This window comes from Staphylococcus sp. aM (genome assembly GCF_052975125.1).
In genome coordinates this window covers 2,364,463-2,386,165 of record NZ_CP121447.1, presented here as the reverse complement: position 1 = coordinate 2,386,165, position 21,703 = coordinate 2,364,463, and the positions used below count along the sequence as shown (strand labels likewise).

21 protein-coding genes and 2 pseudogenes are annotated in these 21,703 nt (G+C 31.0%); 12 read left to right on the top strand and 11 right to left on the bottom strand.

The genetic code is table 11. The features are described from left to right. Position 1 precedes the first annotated feature (1 nt). The 8 genes and pseudogenes from P7F85_RS11735 to P7F85_RS11700 all read left to right on the top strand — a co-directional run bounded on the left by P7F85_RS11735 (position 2) and on the right by P7F85_RS11700 (position 6,126). Entirely contained in the window at positions 2 to 643 is a 642-nt protein-coding gene (locus P7F85_RS11735; protein ID WP_002467115.1) for a pathogenicity island protein, read from the top strand. Between the two features lie 285 nt (positions 644 to 928). Continuing rightward, the gene (locus tag P7F85_RS11730) at positions 929 to 1,273 is read left to right on the top strand and encodes a hypothetical protein (RefSeq protein WP_002467111.1); all 345 of its coding nucleotides are present in this window, start codon (positions 929 to 931) and stop codon (positions 1,271 to 1,273) included. Between the two features lie 14 nt (positions 1,274 to 1,287). Continuing rightward, positions 1,288 to 1,815 (top strand): hypothetical protein, encoded by a 528-nt coding sequence (locus P7F85_RS11725; protein ID WP_031464129.1) that lies wholly within the window; start codon positions 1,288 to 1,290, stop codon positions 1,813 to 1,815. 18 nt (positions 1,816 to 1,833) lie between these two features. After that, positions 1,834 to 2,430: a hypothetical protein gene (locus tag P7F85_RS11720; RefSeq protein WP_002467104.1), complete on the top strand. Its 597-nt coding sequence runs from the start codon at positions 1,834 to 1,836 to the stop codon at positions 2,428 to 2,430. Then, complete coding sequence (locus P7F85_RS11715) at positions 2,423 to 2,725, top strand: hypothetical protein (protein WP_002467101.1); 303 nt, start codon at positions 2,423 to 2,425, stop codon at positions 2,723 to 2,725. Before P7F85_RS11720 ends, P7F85_RS11715 begins: the two co-directional genes overlap by 8 nt. Before the next feature lie 52 nt (positions 2,726 to 2,777). After that, positions 2,778 to 3,248 (top strand): annotated as a pseudogene (locus tag P7F85_RS11710) (terminase small subunit); the annotation flags it as partial. Continuing rightward, positions 3,247 to 3,384 (top strand): hypothetical protein, encoded by a 138-nt coding sequence (locus P7F85_RS11705; RefSeq protein WP_002467112.1) that lies wholly within the window; start codon positions 3,247 to 3,249, stop codon positions 3,382 to 3,384. The pseudogene P7F85_RS11710 and the gene P7F85_RS11705, both read left to right, overlap by 2 nt. A 2,472-nt stretch (positions 3,385 to 5,856) precedes the next feature. Next, on the top strand, positions 5,857 to 6,126 hold the full coding sequence (locus P7F85_RS11700; RefSeq protein WP_002467118.1) for a hypothetical protein: 270 nt from the start codon (positions 5,857 to 5,859) through the stop codon (positions 6,124 to 6,126). A gap of 59 nt (positions 6,127 to 6,185) precedes the next feature. Here the strand turns inward: P7F85_RS11700 and P7F85_RS11695 are convergent, their stop codons facing one another. Then, a complete protein-coding gene (locus tag P7F85_RS11695; RefSeq protein WP_002467107.1) occupies positions 6,186 to 6,434 on the bottom strand; it encodes a hypothetical protein in 249 nt (82 codons plus the stop codon). A gap of 250 nt (positions 6,435 to 6,684) precedes the next feature. On the opposite strand from P7F85_RS11695, the gene P7F85_RS11690 reads away from it, so the two are divergent. Next, a complete protein-coding gene (locus P7F85_RS11690) occupies positions 6,685 to 6,939 on the top strand; it encodes a GlsB/YeaQ/YmgE family stress response membrane protein (protein ID WP_002451497.1) in 255 nt (84 codons plus the stop codon). Between the two features lie 78 nt (positions 6,940 to 7,017). Here P7F85_RS11690 and P7F85_RS11685 read toward each other — a convergent pair whose 3' ends face one another. Further along, a complete protein-coding gene (locus tag P7F85_RS11685; protein ID WP_002467100.1) occupies positions 7,018 to 7,194 on the bottom strand; it encodes a hypothetical protein in 177 nt (58 codons plus the stop codon). Between the two features lie 415 nt (positions 7,195 to 7,609). On the opposite strand from P7F85_RS11685, the gene P7F85_RS11680 reads away from it, so the two are divergent. Together P7F85_RS11680 and P7F85_RS11675 are read left to right on the top strand one after the other, a co-directional pair. Next, entirely contained in the window at positions 7,610 to 8,239 is a 630-nt protein-coding gene (locus P7F85_RS11680) for a LysE family translocator (RefSeq protein ID WP_002451495.1), read from the top strand. 20 nt (positions 8,240 to 8,259) lie between these two features. Continuing rightward, complete coding sequence (locus P7F85_RS11675; RefSeq protein WP_002467117.1) at positions 8,260 to 8,838, top strand: histidine phosphatase family protein; 579 nt, start codon at positions 8,260 to 8,262, stop codon at positions 8,836 to 8,838. 81 nt (positions 8,839 to 8,919) lie between these two features. Here the strand turns inward: P7F85_RS11675 and P7F85_RS11670 are convergent, their stop codons facing one another. The 5 genes from P7F85_RS11670 to ahpC form a co-directional block, all read right to left on the bottom strand. Further along, positions 8,920 to 9,303, bottom strand: a complete 384-nt coding sequence (locus tag P7F85_RS11670) for a hypothetical protein (protein WP_002467114.1) — start codon at positions 9,301 to 9,303, stop codon at positions 8,920 to 8,922. 151 nt (positions 9,304 to 9,454) lie between these two features. Continuing rightward, on the bottom strand, positions 9,455 to 10,081 hold the full coding sequence (locus P7F85_RS11665; protein ID WP_002467102.1) for an NDxxF motif lipoprotein: 627 nt from the start codon (positions 10,079 to 10,081) through the stop codon (positions 9,455 to 9,457). 139 nt (positions 10,082 to 10,220) lie between these two features. Then, positions 10,221 to 11,867 carry a hypothetical protein gene (locus P7F85_RS11660; RefSeq protein WP_002467108.1) on the bottom strand — a complete coding sequence of 549 codons (1,647 nt, stop codon included), beginning with the start codon at positions 11,865 to 11,867 and terminating at the stop codon, positions 10,221 to 10,223. A gap of 205 nt (positions 11,868 to 12,072) precedes the next feature. Next, positions 12,073 to 13,596: an alkyl hydroperoxide reductase subunit F gene (gene ahpF / locus P7F85_RS11655; protein WP_015365385.1), complete on the bottom strand. Its 1,524-nt coding sequence runs from the start codon at positions 13,594 to 13,596 to the stop codon at positions 12,073 to 12,075. 17 nt (positions 13,597 to 13,613) lie between these two features. After that, the gene (gene ahpC, locus P7F85_RS11650) at positions 13,614 to 14,183 is read right to left on the bottom strand and encodes an alkyl hydroperoxide reductase subunit C (protein ID WP_002451489.1); all 570 of its coding nucleotides are present in this window, start codon (positions 14,181 to 14,183) and stop codon (positions 13,614 to 13,616) included. A gap of 521 nt (positions 14,184 to 14,704) precedes the next feature. On the opposite strand from ahpC, the gene P7F85_RS11645 reads away from it, so the two are divergent. Continuing rightward, positions 14,705 to 15,460 (top strand): NADPH-dependent oxidoreductase, encoded by a 756-nt coding sequence (locus tag P7F85_RS11645; RefSeq protein WP_002466447.1) that lies wholly within the window; start codon positions 14,705 to 14,707, stop codon positions 15,458 to 15,460. 148 nt (positions 15,461 to 15,608) lie between these two features. Here P7F85_RS11645 and P7F85_RS11640 read toward each other — a convergent pair whose 3' ends face one another. The 4 genes and pseudogenes from P7F85_RS11640 to P7F85_RS11625 all read right to left on the bottom strand — a co-directional run bounded on the left by P7F85_RS11640 (position 15,609) and on the right by P7F85_RS11625 (position 21,608). Further along, positions 15,609 to 16,997: an L-cystine transporter gene (locus P7F85_RS11640; protein WP_002466442.1), complete on the bottom strand. Its 1,389-nt coding sequence runs from the start codon at positions 16,995 to 16,997 to the stop codon at positions 15,609 to 15,611. Positions 16,998 to 17,261: 264 nt separating this feature from the next. Further along, a pseudogene (locus P7F85_RS11635) lies at positions 17,262 to 19,775 on the bottom strand (CDP-glycerol glycerophosphotransferase family protein). A gap of 178 nt (positions 19,776 to 19,953) precedes the next feature. Beyond that, positions 19,954 to 20,823 (bottom strand): hypothetical protein, encoded by an 870-nt coding sequence (locus tag P7F85_RS11630; protein ID WP_002466420.1) that lies wholly within the window; start codon positions 20,821 to 20,823, stop codon positions 19,954 to 19,956. Between the two features lie 116 nt (positions 20,824 to 20,939). Then, positions 20,940 to 21,608 carry a hypothetical protein gene (locus tag P7F85_RS11625; RefSeq protein WP_002466432.1) on the bottom strand — a complete coding sequence of 223 codons (669 nt, stop codon included), beginning with the start codon at positions 21,606 to 21,608 and terminating at the stop codon, positions 20,940 to 20,942. Between the last annotated feature and the right edge of the window lie 95 nt (positions 21,609 to 21,703).

Below are 21,703 nucleotides of genomic sequence, written 5' to 3'. Positions count from 1 at the left end.
TATGAACATAGAAATAATCGCGACCCAATTTGAAACAAGAGCAGGCACGTTATTAAGATATTACACAGGTTTATTAGAAAGTAGTAGAAAGACACCGTTTGGATTCAAAATATATAACGATCCGTTTGATATGGTGTATGTGGTCATGGAAGGTAATTTGTACGGCCATATCTACATTAAAGATTGTAATGTTAGAAAAGCGTTTGAATTAGCGTCTCCTAAGCACACTGAAGGGCTTATAAGAAGTATTGAGGGGCATTATGCAGGTTATGAAATACACGATGATAAGCACCTATCTATAAGTGATATGATGGCAAGTCAATTATTCGAAAATGAATATTTCATGTATGGACTACAAACATTCGCAGAAAGTAATAACATTGATATGTTCACTTATATTGAGGGTGGATTAAATGTTGAAGAACTTGAGGGTGTTCAGTCTAGTAATGCTGATGTGATAGGTAATATGGAAATGTTGTATCAGTTAGCAACAGGGATTAATGAACCAGCACCAGAGTTAGTTGAGGGATTGAAGTTAGTAACTGAATTTGTACAAGACGAGAACGCTACACAAGACGATTACAAAGCGTTAGAGCGTAAGTTAAGTGAATTGAAGTCATCTTATTACAGTTTGAATAAGTAACTTGATAAGGGGTCACATGTGTTGTGTGGCTCCTATATATAGCTAATAAATGTTAATTGTTGTAGAAATACACTAGGGTATGAATCTTTCCAAATACGAACATTAGTTCTTTAGGTGATATACTACATTTTACTACATAAATGCTTTTAAGAGTTTATTTAACGGTAAAATAATGTGTGTTAAGAAAAGGTAACAATGGCATAAATGACGAACATTAGTTTGTGTTTTTCGTGTAAATTTAGTATAATTAAGGTATAAAGTAATTATGAAAGTGAGGTGGAAAAGATGCAAAAAGTAACAGAAAAAGAAAAGACGTACAACTTACCCGATGAACACCGCCAAGTACTCAATGTGATAAGAAATACGTCTAAGAAATATATTACTAAAACAAATATTTTAAATCAATTAGGTATGACAGTTAATCGTACAAACGAAAGATGGTTACGTTTAACTATCAATAGTTTAATACTGAACTATCATTATCCAATCGGATATAACTACAGTAAGACACACAGAGGCTATTACATGATTGAGAATGAGCTTGATAGACGTAATGCTATCAATAGTATTCAACGTCAAATAGAGGGCAGTCAAGCACGTATTGATGCTATTGAAGAAATGGAAATATAAAAGGGTGTAGTGATTTGGAATTAGTACAAAAATTTGCAGTTAAGCACCTAAAGACAAAATATAATGCTGCATACCTAAAACAAGCATTTGATGAATGGGAACAACGAATAGAAGATATGTACGCACTGCACTATCCGAGAATGTTTATTGATCCATACACTATGCAATTGTCCTATGAGTCGAATCACATAGAAGATTTAGCATTATCTATTGTTGAAGAACGAGATAAGCTACACAAATATAAACGTCATTCAAGGAATGATTTAAAACAATTTCATAAATTATTATCTCAATATTCTGATGATGAACAACGACAAATTAAAAAGTATCAAAAAGATAGTATTTTGATTGATGATGAATTATTAAATCGAATTAGTGATGACATTTTACAATTAGTGAATTCAACTAAAGATAACAAACGTCAATCCATGCAAGAAGAAATCAAATTAGAAAAAGAAAAGCGTAAGATAGACGGTAAAGCTCGTAAGCAACGTATTAAAGAGCGCTTGAAACGAGAAAGACAACAAAAACAATTAAATTAGTATAAGGAGAATGTGTAAATGAAAACAGAAGCATATTTTGAAGAGTACAACCAGTTTATTACTAATCAACGTAAAGCAATTAATGAATTAGAACAACAACGTAATGACTTGCAAGCTAAAATCGAAGCAGATAAAGAGGAATATAAGCAGTTAGTAGCGAATGGTGAAGATGATAAAGCAGATAAGTTATATCAAACAACTGATACAGAGGAAAAGCAATTACAGGCTATTAACAAACGTCTTACTACTAAACAAGAAGTATTTGATGAAACTAGAAAAGAAAAAGCTATTGAATTGATTAAACATCAATCTGAATTACCCAAGTTATATGAGGATGAAAAACAAGAACTAATAGCTAAATTTGAACCAATCATTGAGCAATACAACGATATTATTGATGAAATTAATGATTTAAACGAGCGATACACAGAGGAGTTCGAACGTTATGCGATTCCTTATAGACGCGAGAATTTCGACGAAGATGCCCAAATAAGAAGTGATCTAAGACCTCATTTTAGAGAATATGCACCAATGTATTATGTCTCTAATAGTGAATTGCCAATTATAGGTACAAATCAAAAAATGAAGTTTGTAAAGGAGCGACAACATGGATAGAAAAGATGAATTATATAAAAAGGTAATAGCTGGTTTAATTGCTGGTACTGATGAAGATGGAAATGTAATTATAACTGATGAAGATTGGGAAAATGTTGACCGTATTGGAGAAGAAATTAATGCTCAAGTCGAAAAAGAGAATAGAAAAGAGAAATTGAGAGACACTCAATCTATTCAAGAATATGCACGCTTGAATCGTGTAACTAATTCTGAAAGATCTAAGAATATTCATCAGCAAAATATTGATGGTATGAGCTTACGAGAAATAGCTCGAAAGAATAGAGTTGTTAACTAAACTAAACGCCTATCCTCACGGGTAGGCAATCTTTATATTAAGGAGTGAGTATATGGACAAATTAACACCTAAACAAGAGCGCTTTGTGAATGAGTATATTAGAACATTAAATGTTACGCAGAGCGCTATAACGGCTGGTTATTCGCCTAAAACGGCACATGTATCTGGGTGTCGCTTGTTAAAGAAGAAACATATTAATGATTATATCCAAGAGCAAAAGAAAAAAGTTATAGATGAAAGTGTATTAAGCGCTAATGAGCTATTGCATCTATTAACTAATTCAGCAGTTGGTGATGAGACTGAAACAAAGGAAGTTGTAGTTAAACGTGGTGAATATAAAGAGAATCCACAGAATGGTAAGGTTCAGTTAGTTTATAATGAATATGTTGAGCTAATAGAAGTACCTATTAAGCCTAGCGATCGCTTACGTGCTCGTGATATGTTGGGTAAATATCATAAATTATTTACAGATAAACAAGAAATTACAAATCGTAATTTTGAAATTAACATAGGCGAATGGGATGAAGAAGTGGAATAAATACCGAATATATATAGATATAGTAGATATGAATGTGGCGACACCAGTTTTTATAGATAGTATCGGTCAAGACGATGAAAAGAATGAGCGAGATTTAAAAGAATTGGAAAATAATATCTAAATAGTGAGATTTAAGAAGGAATATATCTACTTATCTATGTTTAATACTTAAAAAAATGGCTATATTAATGTAAGAGTTATGCATTTGTATAACTTGAAACACTCAAAAAACTATAGTTTTTACTACACTTATTTAAGATATGGTATTTATCTTCTATTTATTAAATAATTATTTTCCTTTAGATTTTCACCCAATCTCTTGTTATTAGAAAAGCTTTCGTTAACCATATCTTAATAAGGTAGTTTTTTATTTTTGTAAAATGCTTCATTTGGGGTTATATTTATAAGAAGTTAATGTTAGATTAATATTAGTGAGATATTAATTACGTTCTCACGAGGCATTCTATCATCATTATTAGTTTTCTTTCGAAAGATAGTCCTAGTGGCTATCTTTTTGTATTGTGAAAATCTTTGTAAGTGTGTTATAATCTATGTCTAAAACCAAAACTTTTTACATCTAAAGTACTCAAAATTGAGTACTTTAGTTTGAAACTAAAGTTACGTAAATAAAATAGTAAATTTTTGCATTTTAGAGTTCAATATTATATTATATATATTAGTAATTGATAACCTCATATATTCGTTACTATTTAAGAACAGTTTATTTAACTGTTCTTATTTTTATGGTATTATATACAATACATGCAACCCTTTGTAGAAAGCTATAAAAAATCCCTGACTAGTTTACTTATGCATGTCACTGGGTAAATTCGCAATACTTTTTAACTAAGAGTCATTGACCGTATCAGTTATGATACGGTTTTTTTATGAAATGATTGTCGAAAAAATGTAAATTAATTTGGTTCCGTCGTTAGTAAAAAAATGATACATTGAGATTAGGGATATAAATACTACAAAAGAATTGTAGTGGTTTTGCTTTGAATTATTCCCTCTTGTTTCTATTTGTATAAAAGGTAATCATAGTGATTGCCTTTTTTATTTAAACGGTATATTAAAATTTGTGTTTACGTATGATAATATGTTATATTTTAAATATCACATGAAATAAGCACTCATTAAATAACTTTTATATTCTTCCAACCACGTTCATTATGATCGTGGTTTTTTATTAGTAAAAATGTTATAATTGTACATGGGGCTCCCCAGCTCCATAATTGCTTACGCATTTAAATAGCTTTTCGCCACACTCAAATAAGAGTGTGGTTTTCTGTATTGAATAAGAATTGTAATGATCGAATCAACTGAATTTAAATAATAGTATAATAATAACCGTCGTACATATTGCATATAAAATAGTCCATAATGTGTAAATTATCTTATGATGGTGGTCTATTAAATTAAATAACATGTATAGATAATAAGAGAACAGCAAAAGACAAATAACACAGAGTATATATAGGCATACTATGACAAAGGTCAATGCACCATCACCTCACTAAAAATTCATATATTTTTAGTTTAACAGATATTTTAATTTATTTAGTGAATACTATGTTTAAAATGTAAGAAATCGGTTAAACAATGGTAGAGTCAATGGAGCCAGTTGGCTCTACCCCTTTGTATAATATTCATGAAAACCCCCACACCACTTTAATTAGTGGTGTTTTTTTATGTTTAAATCACTTAAAATCGGTTATTAACATACTAGAGTTTAATTAACCCTTTTTTTCATTCGATACTCCATTGTTTATACTTAGCTAAATCAGGCTATGCCACATCTTTTTTAAAAGGTGTGGTATTTTTATGTTTAAATCATTAGAAATCGGTTATAATGTTTGTAGAGCTGGTCACTCGTTTTTAAGATCTTCAATATTTTTTCAATCTTTAAAGAATACCATATCTATTTAAATAGGTATGGTATTCTTTTTATGTTCTGAGAAACGTCCTGTGTTACAGTGGCAAATATTATTTCGTAACTATACTATGTGTGTTAATGGTAAATGAATTTGGCGTCATGAAATGCAAGATCAGTATAATTAGTAAATCTAATTATGAAATAGCAGAAGATTAAAGCATGTTAAAGAAAATGATCTTGGCATGGTGAGTGATCAAATTGATTAAAGTCAGTAAATTTAAACAGAACTCAAGTAACTAAATTTATAAAAGTTAGTGAAGAACTTTCTGATGATTCCACGTGGAATCAAACAATTTTAAGGGCAAAAAAAGGGCATAATTTTGAAACGAAGAGCAAGAGTATGAACTTTAATTTAATGATGACATAGCTATATATACTGATTTATAGGCGTTTTGATTGTTGATGGAATGTTATAAAATATGTATATATAAAAGAGGAACAATAATATATAGTTTATTGTCGGAACCTTGTAGGCTTAGCCTATGAGGTTCTTTTTTGTTTTCAAAAACTTCATGAGGGATATTTAATATATAAACAATGTGAATCTGAAGACTTTGAAATTTTCCATGTATGGAGTTGCTTAGTCATTTTTGTTAAGCTTAAAGTATACATAATGATTTATTGATATTTATGGGGTGATGGGTAATCAATTCTAAGGTGAATGAAGCAATTAAAGGTGTATGTATTAATTTAATGTTTACGTTTGCAATTGGTATTGCAATTACTTATTTTAACTTTGATTACGGTATTGATAATGCCTTTTTTCATTTTTTAGAAAAAATTAGCGTTGTAAAGTTCTTTGACAATCATTCTGCGAATACTGCAGTGACGCTAGGACTATTGTTAACAGCTTATGAAGTCATTGATACATTATTTTTAGAGGATGATGAAGAGGATGAAACTGAGCGCTCTATAAACGAAAAATAAATCACGAATAAAGAAAAGCTATGGCTGAAACTGATTGAATGTCAGTGCCATAGCTTTTCTTAATTATTGTTATTAAAACGACCTAATAAAAATGAAGTTATACTACTTAAAATAATTAATACAATAAGAAAAGAAAGTAGATAAATTTGATTGCTTTCGACATGAAAGCCCATCTCAAATTGACCATGTAAATGACCATTAATATAAAAATTGAGTGTAATAATGGTCAGAATTAAAATAATAGATATCGCACTTAATAAGTCGAAACCTATTTTAAAAATGAAAAATTTATTTTTATTTGCGTTCAAGATGATACAACCTTTCATATTCTTAGAAAATAATAAGTCGGTACCATCCCATTTGTTTATTGTGCATACGTTATTGAATGAATTGCAATTAGAAATTTTAAACGAATGGTTAATAATTATCAATATATAAATATCTATTTTTTTACTAGTTTTAATAAATTTTTAACTAAAATGGTTTCGGGATGTGATTATGGGGTATACACCATAGGTAGACATAATGATTATTATGTATTGAAAGGAGTGAAGACACATGTTCGGATTAATAGGAATGATCATCGTAGGTGGTCTTATCGGTTGGATTGCAGGTGCAATTCTTGGTAAAGATATCCCAGGCGGTATTTTAGGTAATATTATTGCTGGTATCGTAGGTGCATGGGTTGGTTCAATGATCTTTGGACATTGGGGACCAGAACTAGGTAAAATTTATATCTTCCCAGCATTATTAGGTTCAATTATTTTAATTTTCGTGGTATCACTTATTTTAAAAGCTTTACGAAAAAAATAATTGTAACATAGCAATAGAGATGACCTTAATTGATAAGGACATCTCTATTTTTTTTAAATTATTTAATAGCCAGCCCAATTACTCGACGTAAATACTACCTAAAATGGTCATTAAAAGTGTTAGTAAACATGCTAGAAGGATGATATTTTGTACTTTAATTGAATTACTTTTATCACCATTTTGTCTATATGTATAAAATAAATAAAACCATGACAAAATGACGAGTATACCTAAAATAATAATCACTATTTTCATAACATATATACCTCCTCATTGGTTACGTACCCTAATCGATTGATCATAATTGAAGAGATATGTTGATAAAAGTGATTATAAAAATATATATCATTTAAATTTAGACAAAAAAAAGAGGATGACGCTGGGTAACGCCATCCAGGAGTATTATGTTCATGAATATAAAAGACTTTGTAGTTACTTATTAACTACATGTATATAATATCATGAATTATATTAAAATACCAATTAAAACAACTTAATTCTAAAATAAATTTTTCGTTGTGTACATTTAATTATAAATATGCAATCATATCATTCATTTTTTAATTTTATTTATCTTATATGCATGAATAGTTAGTCAATTCTCAATATTTTTCGAAGTGTTGTATGTTTATGCATGGATTGATACGATAGCTTTATGGAGGGATTCATTTTGGAAGGTATATTAACATTTATATTGATTTCACTCTTAATCATCATTGTACCTGGTCCTGATTTTCTAATTGTAATGAAAAATACGGTCCATTCAGGAAAAAGAAACGGTATGATGTCCGCATTAGGTATTACCACGGGTCATATAGTTTACGCTAGTTTAGCTATTTTTGGAATTATATACATATTAACAAGTTTATATTATGTCTTTGTTTTGATTAAAGTACTTGGTGCATGTTATTTAATCTATTTAGGCGTACGCTCTATCTTATCAGCACGTCAATCGATGTCATTTAATGATAAAAAACAAGACTTAAATCAAGTGTCATATCTATCATCATATAGACAAGGTTTCTTAAGTACGATATTAAATCCTAAAGCATTACTTTATTACATGAGTATATTACCTCAATTCTTATCACAAGGAAATATACATATGACCTCTCAAGTTGCAGTTTTAGCATTATCGGTAGTGCTTGTAACATGTTGTTGGTTCCTATTCTGCGTCTTTATATTTCAATATATTAAATTACTGTTCAGTAATCCTAAAATTAAAGCTATTTTTGATTATGCGGTAGGAATTATTTTAATTGGATTATCAATTAATTTATTATTAAGTAAAACAAGTTAATATGAGTGAGGAGATTCAAAATGAAAATATATTTAGTAAGACATGGTGAATCTAAATCCAATTATGATAATAAGTATGGGGAGCCTTATTTTTGTGGTCAACTTAATGTGCCATTAACGGAACAAGGTACGGAGAGTGCACAAGCATTGGTGAATTATTTTACGAATAAAAACATTGATCATGTATACGTTTCAAGCTTATTAAGAACACAACAAACGTATGAAGCAATATTTCCTTATAATATACCGACAACATTTACTGATTTATTAAAAGAAAGATCGCTAGGTGTCTTTGAAGGGAAATATAAAAAAGAAGTGTCACAGGACGAAACTTTTTATAAATATTTTAATGATGATAACTTCAAAGATTTCCGTCATAGCTTTACTCAAAAAGCACCAGAAGGAGAAAGTTATCAAGACGTATTTGATAGAGTAGCAACTTTTTTCAATTCTATTGTTGATCGTAATGCAGATCAAATTGTCATAGTCGCCCATCAGGTTGTCATTAGATGTATCTTTGTGTATTTAGAACAAATAACGAAAGAAGAAGCATTAACTGCTAAAATCGAGAATTGTAAACCTTATCTTATTGAAATGTAAAAAAGAGTGAAATACCCCTATATGATAGGGGCATTTCACTTTTTTTAATTTAAGACGTCCAGTAGTCTAAATAGATACATTTTAATTTGTGGACGTTTTCTTTTGTTTCGATGAATCCACTATGAGCGTTACAAAAACACTTATTATAATTAAAATTGAAGATATAGTAGCGGTAACGCCAACCCAATAGTTTTCCATAAAGAATGCGATAAGCGCCAATAATGCCCATACTGGAACCGCAATAATTTGAAGAATACTTGAAATAATTCTGGTTGTCATATAGTTGAAAAAACATAATATGAGTGCAGGTAATGCCATTGCCACCATAGTACCTATTGCAGACCAAAGTTCTACAGGCTTATCCAAACTGATTGTATTAGACCCAGTGGGATATTTAGCACACGTTAAAATAGTTAACACTGTTGATAAAATCGCGAGCACTACAAAAGATACACGTAACTTCATCTTGTCACTCTCCAAAATGTTTTTTAAATGAGTAAATAAAAAGTTTAACTATCTATAGTGTGACTTAGACGTAGGGTGATGTCAATTTGGCTTAAGATATAAATAAAAGCTTCTAATCCGCAAATTTTATAACGGTTAGAAGCTTTTTAGTTTATTTATCAAATACATCAGTTTTGATATTTTTCTTGTCTAAGAAAGATTTGATTTTATCTTGTTGCTTTTTGTTTACATCGCCTGCATAGTTGGTTGGTACGTCTACGACATTGATTGAATTTTGTGGTTGATAATTCAATTGCTCAATGTCTTCATCAACGTTAGCGATTGTACTATTAAGTGCTTTAAAATATTTGATAATACGATTAGTTGGATCTTTATATTCACTTGGAATCTTGTTATTATTCACAAACTTTTTAAAGTGTAAGTCGTTTTTTACTGCAAGATTAGACAATTCACTTAATTGTTTGGATTGCTTTTTAGTAATCTTAGTGCTGCTATCACTCTGTCTGTCTAATTTATGTTGCATCACGTACTTATTATCTAAAATATCACTGTTAACTTGTAGATATTTTTTTAATACTTTATTCATTTCGTCTTCACTGATAGTAGCATTGTTTTTATTAGATGTGAAAATATCTTTTTCCTTTAATTGCTTAGCATTTTTAGGTGCATGGGCACTACTATGTGAATCATGATCATTATCATCTTCACTTTTATTTGCACAGGCTGATAAGATAAGTGCAAAAGATAAAATTAACGTGAGTAGAACTCTTTTTTTCATCAGGTTTGGAACTCCTTTTATTCATACAATATTCATTATTTTAAATTCTTACATATTATAGCGTATCACTTATCAAAAATGATTTGAATGTTTAAGCACTTAGTTATTTATGAACTATGAACATTTTGTGTATAAATAATTAAAGTGATTTTGTTTCATTAACAGTATAACCGCGTAAACTCCATAAACGTAGATGTGTCCAACCTTTTTCAATTTGTTTAGATAACTTTTTATCTGGTATTGGTAAAAGTTTATTTTGTTTAATCAAGTTATTCATCATCTCGACTGCATGAGCTTCATCTGGTGCTATTCTTAGGTGGAATAAGATATATCTTACGGTTTTTTCCTTTTTGATATCATCATCTTCTTTTATGTTATTTCTAAGAAACTTGATGAATTGTTTCAACTTGGTATTACGTGTATAAAATTCATTATTTGCATATATTAATAATTCATCGAGATGGCTAGGTTCATAAAATCCTTTTAGTGGATCGTCTATCTCATCAATATTTGCGAGCATAGGAATAACTGGGTGTAATAACATATCATTTTGGACGATGACTAATTCATTGATATTCATAGCTTCTATTTCATTTTTAATGTCCTTTTCTGTCATATCTCTGTCGTATAAGTGTTTCATTAAATGAACCACACGTTCTAATGATGCATATCCATATAAATTCGTTATCGCAAAATAGATATTGAAAGGTGTTACATACTGTTGCATTTTCTTATTATTTTTCAATTGGTTTAGTTGTTCTTCAGCTAAATTTTGACGAATTTCGGGATCCATATAGATTTCAAGTTCTGGAACTTCAGTTTCTAGATCCTGCAGTTCTTCTTTAACAGAATCACTAGAGATATCATCATTACCCGCAGTATTTTTAGTATTTAGACGTAGACCTTCGAGTACTTGATTATCCTCAGAAACTATATGCTGCTCTTGGTGGCTAAGGAATGTCTCAATACCACCATTATCATGAATGTAATTTTGGATGAAATCTAAAGCGTCATAAGGAATAGATACGATATTATAGCGCTCATTATAATTAAATAAAAATAAGTGATCTAACACATCTGATACAGTATGTAATTTTGGATGTTTAGCTATTATGGCTGCCAAATCAATACTATTGTCATAATTGGTATGACTTTTAATGATTTGATGTAACATGAACAAAGATGACGGTTTAAAATGATTAAAGACATTTTCTAACAATGTATAATCTTTGAAAAAGGTATCATTAATTAAATTGACGGCGTCTGATTTTTTAATTTTTGACGGACTTTTAATTTGATAAAATTTCAAAATGTCTTGTAAGTTTTTCGATTTCAAAGTTGATAAATAATCTTTCAAAGATGTATGTTGAATTGCATTGAAAAGTTCTTTATCTAATTGATTTAATTGTTGAATAAGTAGTTGTCCTTCTTCGTCTTGGACTTTATTTTGGTAATGATTAGCGAAAACATGCGTATTGATTTGATTTAAATAGTGCGTATCTAGCATAAATGTATTTGTAGATGTCTTATAAATAAAGCCTAAACGTTGTGATAATTGACATTTATGTTTAATTTCTTTATTAACTGTGACGGGATTATCGTTACTGTTTAGCAATGATTTAATACAGTCTTGTTCGGTTTTATTCATTTGGTTATAAATGAAGTTAATGTGATGTGATTTAAAAGCAATATGTAATGTCTCAAGTGGTGAAAGTTTTCTAGGGATGTCTAAAAATGATTGGATTTCATAGATTTTCACTTTGGTAATATGATTTAAGGTGTTCATAATAGCTCCTTTAAAATTTATGATATGTGATGGATTTAGACTAGAAAACAGTGTCTTGATAATGTAAAAACCCAACGATGTTAAAGATTAAAACTTTTCATTAATTCCATCATAACATGTTTAAAGAATTAAATAATAAAAAAACAGAATTCCGTAGGGGAATTCTGTTTTGAAGATATATTAATGAAATGTTGAATCCATTTAATTAGTTTCTAATAATATAATCGAAAGCATTCAATGCGGCATTTGCGCCAGCGCCCATAGAGATAATGATCTGTTTGTTTTTCTGATCAGTTACATCACCAGCAGCGAAGATACCTGGAACATTAGTGCTATTATTACGATCAATAACAACTTCACCACGTCCGTTAAGTTCAACTGCATCAGAAATCCATGAAGTGTTAGGTACTAAACCGATTTGTACAAAGATACCGTCTAAATTAACGACTTGTTCTTCGCCAGTGTTCATATCTTCATATTTGATACCAGTAACATGATCTTCACCAATAACTTCAGTAGTTCTGGCTTTAGTTTTAATGTCAACATTTGATAATGAACGTAAACGATCTTGTAGAACACTATCTGCTTTCAACTCATCAGAATATTCAAATACAGTAACATGTTTAACAATTCCAGCTAAATCGATTGCAGCTTCAACACCTGAGTTACCGCCACCGATAACTGCAACGTCTTTATTTTCGAATAGAGGACCGTCACAGTGTGGGCAAAAAGCAACACCTTTATTGATTAAACGATCTTCGCCAGGAATGTTAAGTTTACGCCAACTTGCACCTGTTGAAATGATGGCTGTTTTAGTTTCCAATACAGCGTCATTTTCTAAAGTAACGCGAATAGCGCTATCTGTTTTTTTAATGTTTTTTGCACGAATACCAGTCATTGTATCGATATCGTATTGAGCGATATGATCTGCTAAATTAGAAGAAAACTCAGTACCTGTTGTTTCTTTAACAGTGATGAAGTTTTCAATGCCAGCAGTATCATTAACTTGACCACCGATACGGTCTGCAACAATACCAGTGCGTAAGCCTTTACGTGCTGTGTAAATCGCAGCACTACCACTTGCAGGGCCACCACCGATAACTAATACATCATAAGGATCTTTGCCTTCGAATTCAGATGCATCTGCAGTACTTCCTAATTGGTTAAGAATATCTTGAATTGTCATGCGACCATTACCAAATTCTTCTCCGTCTAGGAAAACAGCTGGTACAGCCATAATATTTTCAGATTCTTCACGGAAGACAGCACCATCAATCATTGTATGTGTAATGTTAGGGTTAATTACACTCATTAAGTTCAATGCTTGAACGACATCTGGACATTTTTGACAAGTTAAACTTACGTAAGTTTCGAAATTGAAAGAACCTTCTAATCCTTTAATTTGATCAATTACGGATTGTTGTTCTTTAGGTGCACGTCCACTTACTTGTAAAATAGCTAATACAAGTGAGTTGAACTCATGACCTAATGGAATACCTGCGAATGTAATACCTGTTTCTTCGCCTGGGCGATTCACTGAAAAACTAGGTGTACGTTTTAAAGATTTTTCAGTAACTGTTATGTGCGCAGACATGTCAGCTACTTCATCTAATAACTCTTTTAATTCTTTTGATTTATCGTCAGAGCCAAGGCTAGCGACGAATTCAACGTCGCCTTCCATAAGCTCAAGTAATTGTTTTAATTGTTGTTTTAAATCAGCATTAAGCATTTTCAATTAATGCCTCCTTAAATTTTACCTACTAAGTCTAATCCTGGTTGTAAAGTTTCAGAACCTTCTTCCCATTTTGCAGGGCAAACTTCACCTGGATGTTGACGCACATATTGAGCAGCTTTGATTTTGTGAACTAATGTGCTTGCGTCACGGCCGATACCGTCAGCATTGATTTCAGCTGCTTGAACAACACCATCAGGATCGATAATGAAAGTACCACGTTGAGCTAAACCAAGTTCTTCATCTAATACGTCGAAGTTACGAGTAATAGTTTGTGAAGGGTCACCAATCATATTGTATTGGATTTTGCTAATAGCATCTGAATGATCGTGCCAAGCTTTGTGTACGAAATGAGTATCAGTTGAAACTGAGAATACATTTACGCCTAATTCTTGTAATTTATCGTATTGGTTTTGTAAATCTTCTAATTCAGTTGGGCAAACGAATGAGAAGTCAGCTGGGTAGAAGCAAACTACACTCCAAGAACCTTTTAAATCTTCTTGAGATACTTCTTTGAATTCATCTTTCTTTGGATCGTAAGCTTGTGCTGTGAATGGTAAGATTTCTTTATTAATTAAAGACATAGGTAAATTCCTCCTGATATTTGAAATGTTTTATTAGAATTAGATAACAATCATTGTTTGTTTATAATAATTCTAATCTCTTACTAATTATTATTACATTTAGGATTTAAATAGTCAACTTCATCAACTTATATAATTAATAGCACGTTGAGAAATTGATGATACAAGTATTATAAGCCTATAAATGAAATTGATCGCTTAAGTGAAATAAGTGATATTGATAAAATAATTTACTACTGTCACACATTAAATAATCAATTACATTCTCAACTAAAGGCTTGTTATTGATAATATAGTGTAATTTTATTACATTCCACTATACTTTGATATTAACATGTTGTATCAAAACTTTCATAAAAGAAGGTTTGTTATAGGGGTAAGTCAAAATTATTATAAATACATAAAATATGATTAATCATTCACCTGTAAATCCAATTAATTTAATTTCCAGTTGAAAAGGGTATACAATATTTAAAGATTATTAACGAAAATATTACTTTTCGAGAGTAGGAGTGGGAATAGTGTCAGATTATGTATATGAATTAATGAAAAAACATCACTCGGTGCGTCGTTTTAAATCAACGCCTTTAAGTGAAGATACAATTGAAAAATTAGTGGAAGCAGGTCAAAGTGCTTCAACATCTAGTTATTTACAAACTTATTCAATTATCGGTATTGATGACCCTGAAATTAAAGAGGATTTAAAGGAAGTATCTGGGCAACCATATGTTGTTGAGAATGGTTACTTATTTGTTTTTGTTTTAGATTATTATCGTCATAATTTAATTAATGAGAATGTAGAATCAAACATGGAAGTTTCTTTTGAATCTGCTGAAGGTCTATTAGTGGGATCGATTGATGTAGCTCTTGTTGCTGAAAATATGGCTGTTGCAGCTGAGGATATGGGGTACGGCATTGTTTACTTAGGCTCATTACGTAATGATGTTGGTCGTGTACGTGAGATTTTAGACTTACCTGAGTATACTTTCCCATTATTTGGTATGGCTGTTGGTGAACCAGCAGAGAATGAAAATGGTTCTGCAAAACCTCGATTACCATTAGAACATGTTTTCCATAGAAACCAATATAATTCAGATAAAGAAAAACAAATCAGTGAATTACAGTCCTATGATCAAACAGTGAGTGATTATTATAAAGCGCGTACCGATGGAGAAAGAACTGAAACTTGGTCACAACAAATCGAGTCATTCCTAGGAAATAAAACAAGATTAGACATGCTAAATCAACTTAATGATGCAGGATTAATCAAAAGGTAATAGCGCTATTTAATCAATAGTGATGTTATGGTTTCAGGGTTAATTGTTGGTGTCAGAAATAGCATCTTCTTAATTGTAGATTTAATAAAATAGTATTAAAAAAGGGAGGAGGCAATTTAATTGTCTCCTCCCTTTTATTTTAAAATATTTAATCTGTTGTCAGTTCACCATATTCATTAGATTCGAATGCTTTTTTGTCCCAATTTTTAGTGAGTTTGGCAGTACCTGTGCCTGCTAACATAGAATCATTAACATTAAGAGCAGTACGACCCATGTCAATAAGAGGTTCGATAGAAATTAAGACGCCGGCTAATGCAACCGGTAAATTTAGTGTTGATAAGACTAATATAGATGCGAATGTAGCACCGCCACCTACACCAGCAACACCAAATGAACTGATAATAACCACGGCTACTAATGTCACGATAAATTGTAAATCGATATTTACATGTGCAACCGGTGCAACCATGATTGCAAGCATCGCAGGATAGATACCTGCACAACCATTTTGTCCAATAGATAAACCGAATGTTGCGGAAAAGTTAGCGATACCTTCAGGTACACCAAGACGTGTTGTTTGTGTTTGAATATTTAACGGTAAAGAACCAGCACTTGAACGTGATGTAAAGGCAAAGGCCAATACTTCAAATGTTTTCTTCATATATTTGACTGGGTTGATACCAAGGATAGTTAAAATGACGAGGTGAATGATATACATTGTGATTAATGCTGCATAAGACGCTATCATAAATTTACCTAGAGTCCAGATAGCAGCAAAGTCACTGGTAGCAATCGTTGAAGCCATAATAGCTAAGATGCCATAAGGTGTTAATCGTAATACGAAGGTTACGATAGCCATGACAATAGAATAAATCGCTTCAATACCACGTTTAAGTGTGTCACCATGTTCAGGTTCTTTACGTGCAACGCGTAAATATGCAAATCCAACAAATGACGCGAAGATAACGACCGCAATCGTAGATGTTGTTCTTTCACCTGTAAAGTCTAAGAATGGATTGCTAGGTAATAATTCTAAGATTTGTTGTGGTAACGTATGCGCAGTTAAATTTTTAGCCTCTTTAGTGATTTCACTACCGCGTGAATGTTCAGCGCTACCTAGATCAATGGAAGATGCATCTAAACCGAAGAGTAACGCATATCCAATACCAACCAAGGCAGCTATAGCTACAGTCCCAATTAAAAACATGAAGATATAACTACCGATTTTAGCAAATTTGTCCCCAATTTGTATTTTACTGAATGCAGAAACGATAGAAATAAAAATTAACGGCATGACAATCATTTGTAATAGTGCGACATAACCATCGCCTACGATACTAAACCAATCACTTGTTGTTTTGATTACTTTTGAGTCGACTCCATAGATTAAATGCATTGCGATGCCTAAAATAATGCCTATAGCTAAGGCAGTAAATACACGTTTAGGAAATGAAATGTGTCTTTTAGCCATGACATTTAGCATAATAATGAAGGCAATGAGCACAATAACATTAATCACAGTTAAAAATGAGTCCAATGAATAACACTCCTTTTTAATTATTATGTTCTAAATTTATGTATTAAGAATATTACTCATATTTTTATAATTCAAGGCTATAAACTTCAAAGGTATATTTTTTATAATTAAAAATGTGCAAAGTATTAAATTGATTGAAAAAATAATTTTATTTGTGGGATATCATAAGATAGATATAAAAATAAGTGTTACATTCCAAATAAAAGAATTGGAATGTAACACTTATATGTAACGGAGTAATAAGATGGTAAGTAATGATTTAAGTTAATCTAATAAACTATAAAATTCATCCATAACTGCTTTGTTATAAGATTCTACATCAAATCTACTATAGCTAGGTTGTGTACCTTTAATGAATGTTTCAATACCATTGGCTATATGTTGGATCTCATTTTTAACTAGCATACCGTATTTTCCATCTTCTAAAACGTAACGATTTGCAATTATGTCAGATGCTAATACTGGTGTTCCAGTAGATAAAGCTTCCAATATAACCATTGATTGTCCTTCATAATGTGAAGTCAAAGCAAATAAATTAGCACGTTTTAATAAATAAAATGGATTACGTTAATGGCCTAATAAAAACACATTGTGTTCTAGATTTAGATGAGTAATCATGTTTACAAATGTTTCTTTTAATGGTCCATCACCTAAAATATAAAGTCGGATGTGTGGGTGCTTCGTCTTTAATTCATGAACTGCTTTAATGAGTAAATCAATACCTTTTTCCGGTGATAATCGACCAATAAAGACGATATTAAAGTGACTCTGATCAAATGTCGTGTTAAACAAGTTTCCATCTGAATAAGAGACGATAACTTGTTTGCCATCTTTATTATAAATTTCACTATCATCATTCATTAGACGTTTGATTTCTGAGTAATTGATTGTATTTCGACAGACATTGAATTTATTTTTGGGTACTGTTGATGAAAATTTGCGTTGGTTCACTTTCATTGTTGCTTCAGATACGCTAATTAGTTTATCAAAACGTTTATAAATACTAAACAATGTTTTTAAATTTTGGTAGTGGGGTCGTTTTCCATTAACTGTTCTGTTTTGATCATCTTGCATGTCACTATGCATATAAATATATTTTTTCTTCGCATTAGCAGCTAATACCAAATTTCCCCAGAAAAATGCATACCCACTAAAATCAATAGCATAATCAAATTGTATATCCCCGAATACTTTTCTCATTTCACGACGATAGAGGTGCTTTGGATGAATAACCTCTTCAAAGTGATGATATACACCACGTTGTCTAATAAATTCTACTCGATATAAGTCTTTAAATGAAGTAAGGAAAGGGCTACTTCTAAATAATACTCTGACATTACCGTTTATTTGATTGAGATTATTTTTAAATTCAATGTTTTTGCTATTTGTCACCATTAATGTGACGTCGTATTTTTCATAATCAATATTTTCAAGTAAGTTCAACATCGAAGTAGTAATACCGTTGTTCTTTAAACCGCCAGGATAAAATAGTAACTTCGTCTTTTGCTTTTCACTATTTGCATGTGAAGGTGTTGTTTTTAATGTTGTACTAAAGATTGCTTTAATTAATCTTTGACAGGCGTTACCGTCATCATATGAACAGAATTGAGCTTTAAATTGTTGATAATTTTTATCGTATTGCTTATAGGTTTCGTTTTGAATACCTTGAATGACATCATTAATATTTGTATAAATTGGACCAGGAAGTTGCTCTGTATCAATATATAATCCACGAGTGCGTGCGTATTCATCATGATTTGTTGTATAAAAAATAATAGGTTTATCAGTGACTAAAAAGTCGAAGAAAATACTAGAGTAATCTGTAATCATTAAATCAACGACTGATAATAATTGATTAGTATCAAAAGTATTAGGTATAAGATACGGTTTTAAATTATCTGAATGAGCTATTTTTTTATATACAAATGGATGTACTTTTAATAACACCTGATAACCTGTTATAGATTCTAATGCTTTAATTTCATTATAGATATTGTCTTCTTCAATGATAGGTTTATTTACATCTGTACCTTGCCATGTAGGACAATATAATATTATTTTTTCCTGATTTAAATGTACAAATGAGCTTAAGACTTTTCTAATATCTGCTTCTGTTGAATTGATTGTTAAATCAAGACGTGGATAACCTATTTCTAAAAAATTACCCTGATAAATTGGTGACAACTTGAAAGCATGATCTAATATAGTAGTTGTGTGTTTGTTTGGCGATATGATGTAATCAGAAATTAAAAAATTACGCATTGTATTTTGCGTTTTGATTAAAGAATGAGGAATATCTAATCCCATATGCTTTAATGGTGTGCCGTGCCACGTGTTGATATAGACTTGGTTTTCTTTTTTTGTAAAATAGGCTGGAAATGTAGCGTTATTAATAAGATATTTGCAAGTGGTTAATGCTTTTAAATATGATTTTGATTCTTTAATAACAAACGATACATGTGATAAATGTTGAAATTGATTACGGTAATGTTGAGCTGTACTTTCAGAATCTACAACCCAAGTATGGTGTAAGTGCTGGTAGGCCTTGTGACGCGTTAAATATAAAAAAATGGCGTATGGACTATCAGTCATGCTTTTGCCATCGGTCACTTGATAAAGTATGTGGGAAGGATTAACGTTATTCTTTTCATAGTAATGTGCATAGGTCATCACTTTTTTGAAGTATGGGGATTTATTAAATGTTTTAATTGGTTTAGTTAAAAAGGAGGTTTTTCTTTTAAACTGATTTTTGATTAATGATTGTGTCGCTTTTCTCATAGTGTGTCAGTCCTTTGTTGTGATATAGCGTAAAACATTATTTATATATATTTAGTATTATATATTATAACATCAATATAAGAATATAAGTAAGATATTGACATAAAAAAGAGGTGAAGCATTGGTTGAGACATAAAGTGACACACTTTTGTCTTAACTTATCTTCACCTTATATTTACTATAAGTTAAATAATCTTGCGAAAAAGCCTTTTTTCTCTTCTTTAGGTTCTGGGTGGCCTAGAGGAGATGATTGTGACTCGGTATGATTATTTGTATTTGAAACTTGAGACTCTGAAGTAGTGTATGATGTTGATTCTGATTGAGCTGTTGATTGCTCAGATGTACTTAATGAAGTACTCTCACTTTTTGTCACTTCGTTAGCTTTGCTCAAACTATTTGAATGTTGAGATGTTGAAGTGGAAGTTGCTGCTACTGAATTGCTTTCACTTGATGTAAGTGACGTAGATTGTTTAGGTTGATGACTTTGGCTTGACTGATGACTTGCACTTGATTCAGAAGCAATAGCTTGTTGTTCATCTAATTTTTTAGTGTGAGATTGCTGTGTTGACTGGATTGCATCTTGAGTTGTTTGAATAGCTTTTAATGATTCAGTATTTGCATCAATTTTAGATGTGATTTGATTTTGTAACTCTTTAAGTTCCTGTTGTTGATGGTGCACTTGACTAATCATTTGACCTAACATTTGACGTTCTTCACGCATTTTTTGTATTTCACTACGTAAGTCTTCAACTAGTTGTGAAATATTCTGATCAGTAGGTAATTGACTATTATCTTCTTTTACTAATACTTGAAGGAAGTCTTTTTCTTTTTCAAGTTCTTCAAATGCTAAGTCATAGCTATTCGTTTGTTTTACTTTATCTGCGATATCTTTAAATAATTCGATATCTTCTTCTTTAAAATCAGTAGCTTCACGTCCACGGTACTCTGTCTTACTAAGTTGATAGCCACGTTCTTCTAAATGTTGGACGATTTTACGGACTTGTTTTTCACTTAGCTTGACGCGTTGTGCGAATTCTTTAGTTAACATTAATAAAGTCCTTTCATATATGGTTTATGTATACTGACGTTTGTCTTCGGTTAGTGAAACGTCAGTCTTACCTCATATGATAGTTTACCGTTAATTATAGTTGATTTCAAGTAATGTTAAAGTGGGCTTCTTAAATTCATCTCTTCTAATAGAGGGTATATAATCTCTCTTGAAATGCCATTAGCAAAGACATATTTCAAAATATAATTAGACTTCACACTTGTACCGTAAATATCTTTGGATAAGACAATATTGGCTTTGATAAATAAGTCGATGTCTTTCGGATTTTCGTCGGTTGTATAATTGGGATGAATATAATCAATTTCACTTTGTTTTTCAAATTGATGTTCATAGAGAAACTGTCGACGACGCTCAAGCACTTTGTTTGTTTCTTCATCAGTTGTTAGTGGTTCTTTAGGTACTTCCATCATAATAAAATTAATGTTTCGATCATGAATTTCATTAGCGTAGACATTGAGTTGCTCCTCGATTTTATCCAAGGTCATAGACATTACCTCATCATGATTGTCTTTATTTTTGGTAATAAGGTATATAAGAAAGGCGGAATTAGTAGTCGCTTCATAATGTGCTGTTGCCATGCTTATTACTTCATTATTTTCAATGCCAACGATAAAGGCATAATCCTTTTCGGTTTTATTGTTTTCTAATGATTGTTTAAAAATATGGCTGTCTTCGGTGAGGCTAATATCTAACTTTGCGTCGTAAATTTGTAATGCTTCTTTGAAATATGGATCTTTAACAGACGTTATCGTTTTAAATTCCATCATGGCACCCCCAAAAATATATTTTTTAAATTATAGCATATGTTTATTTCTGTTAATGGATAAATTTATAAAGTAAAACACCACAACTTAAACGG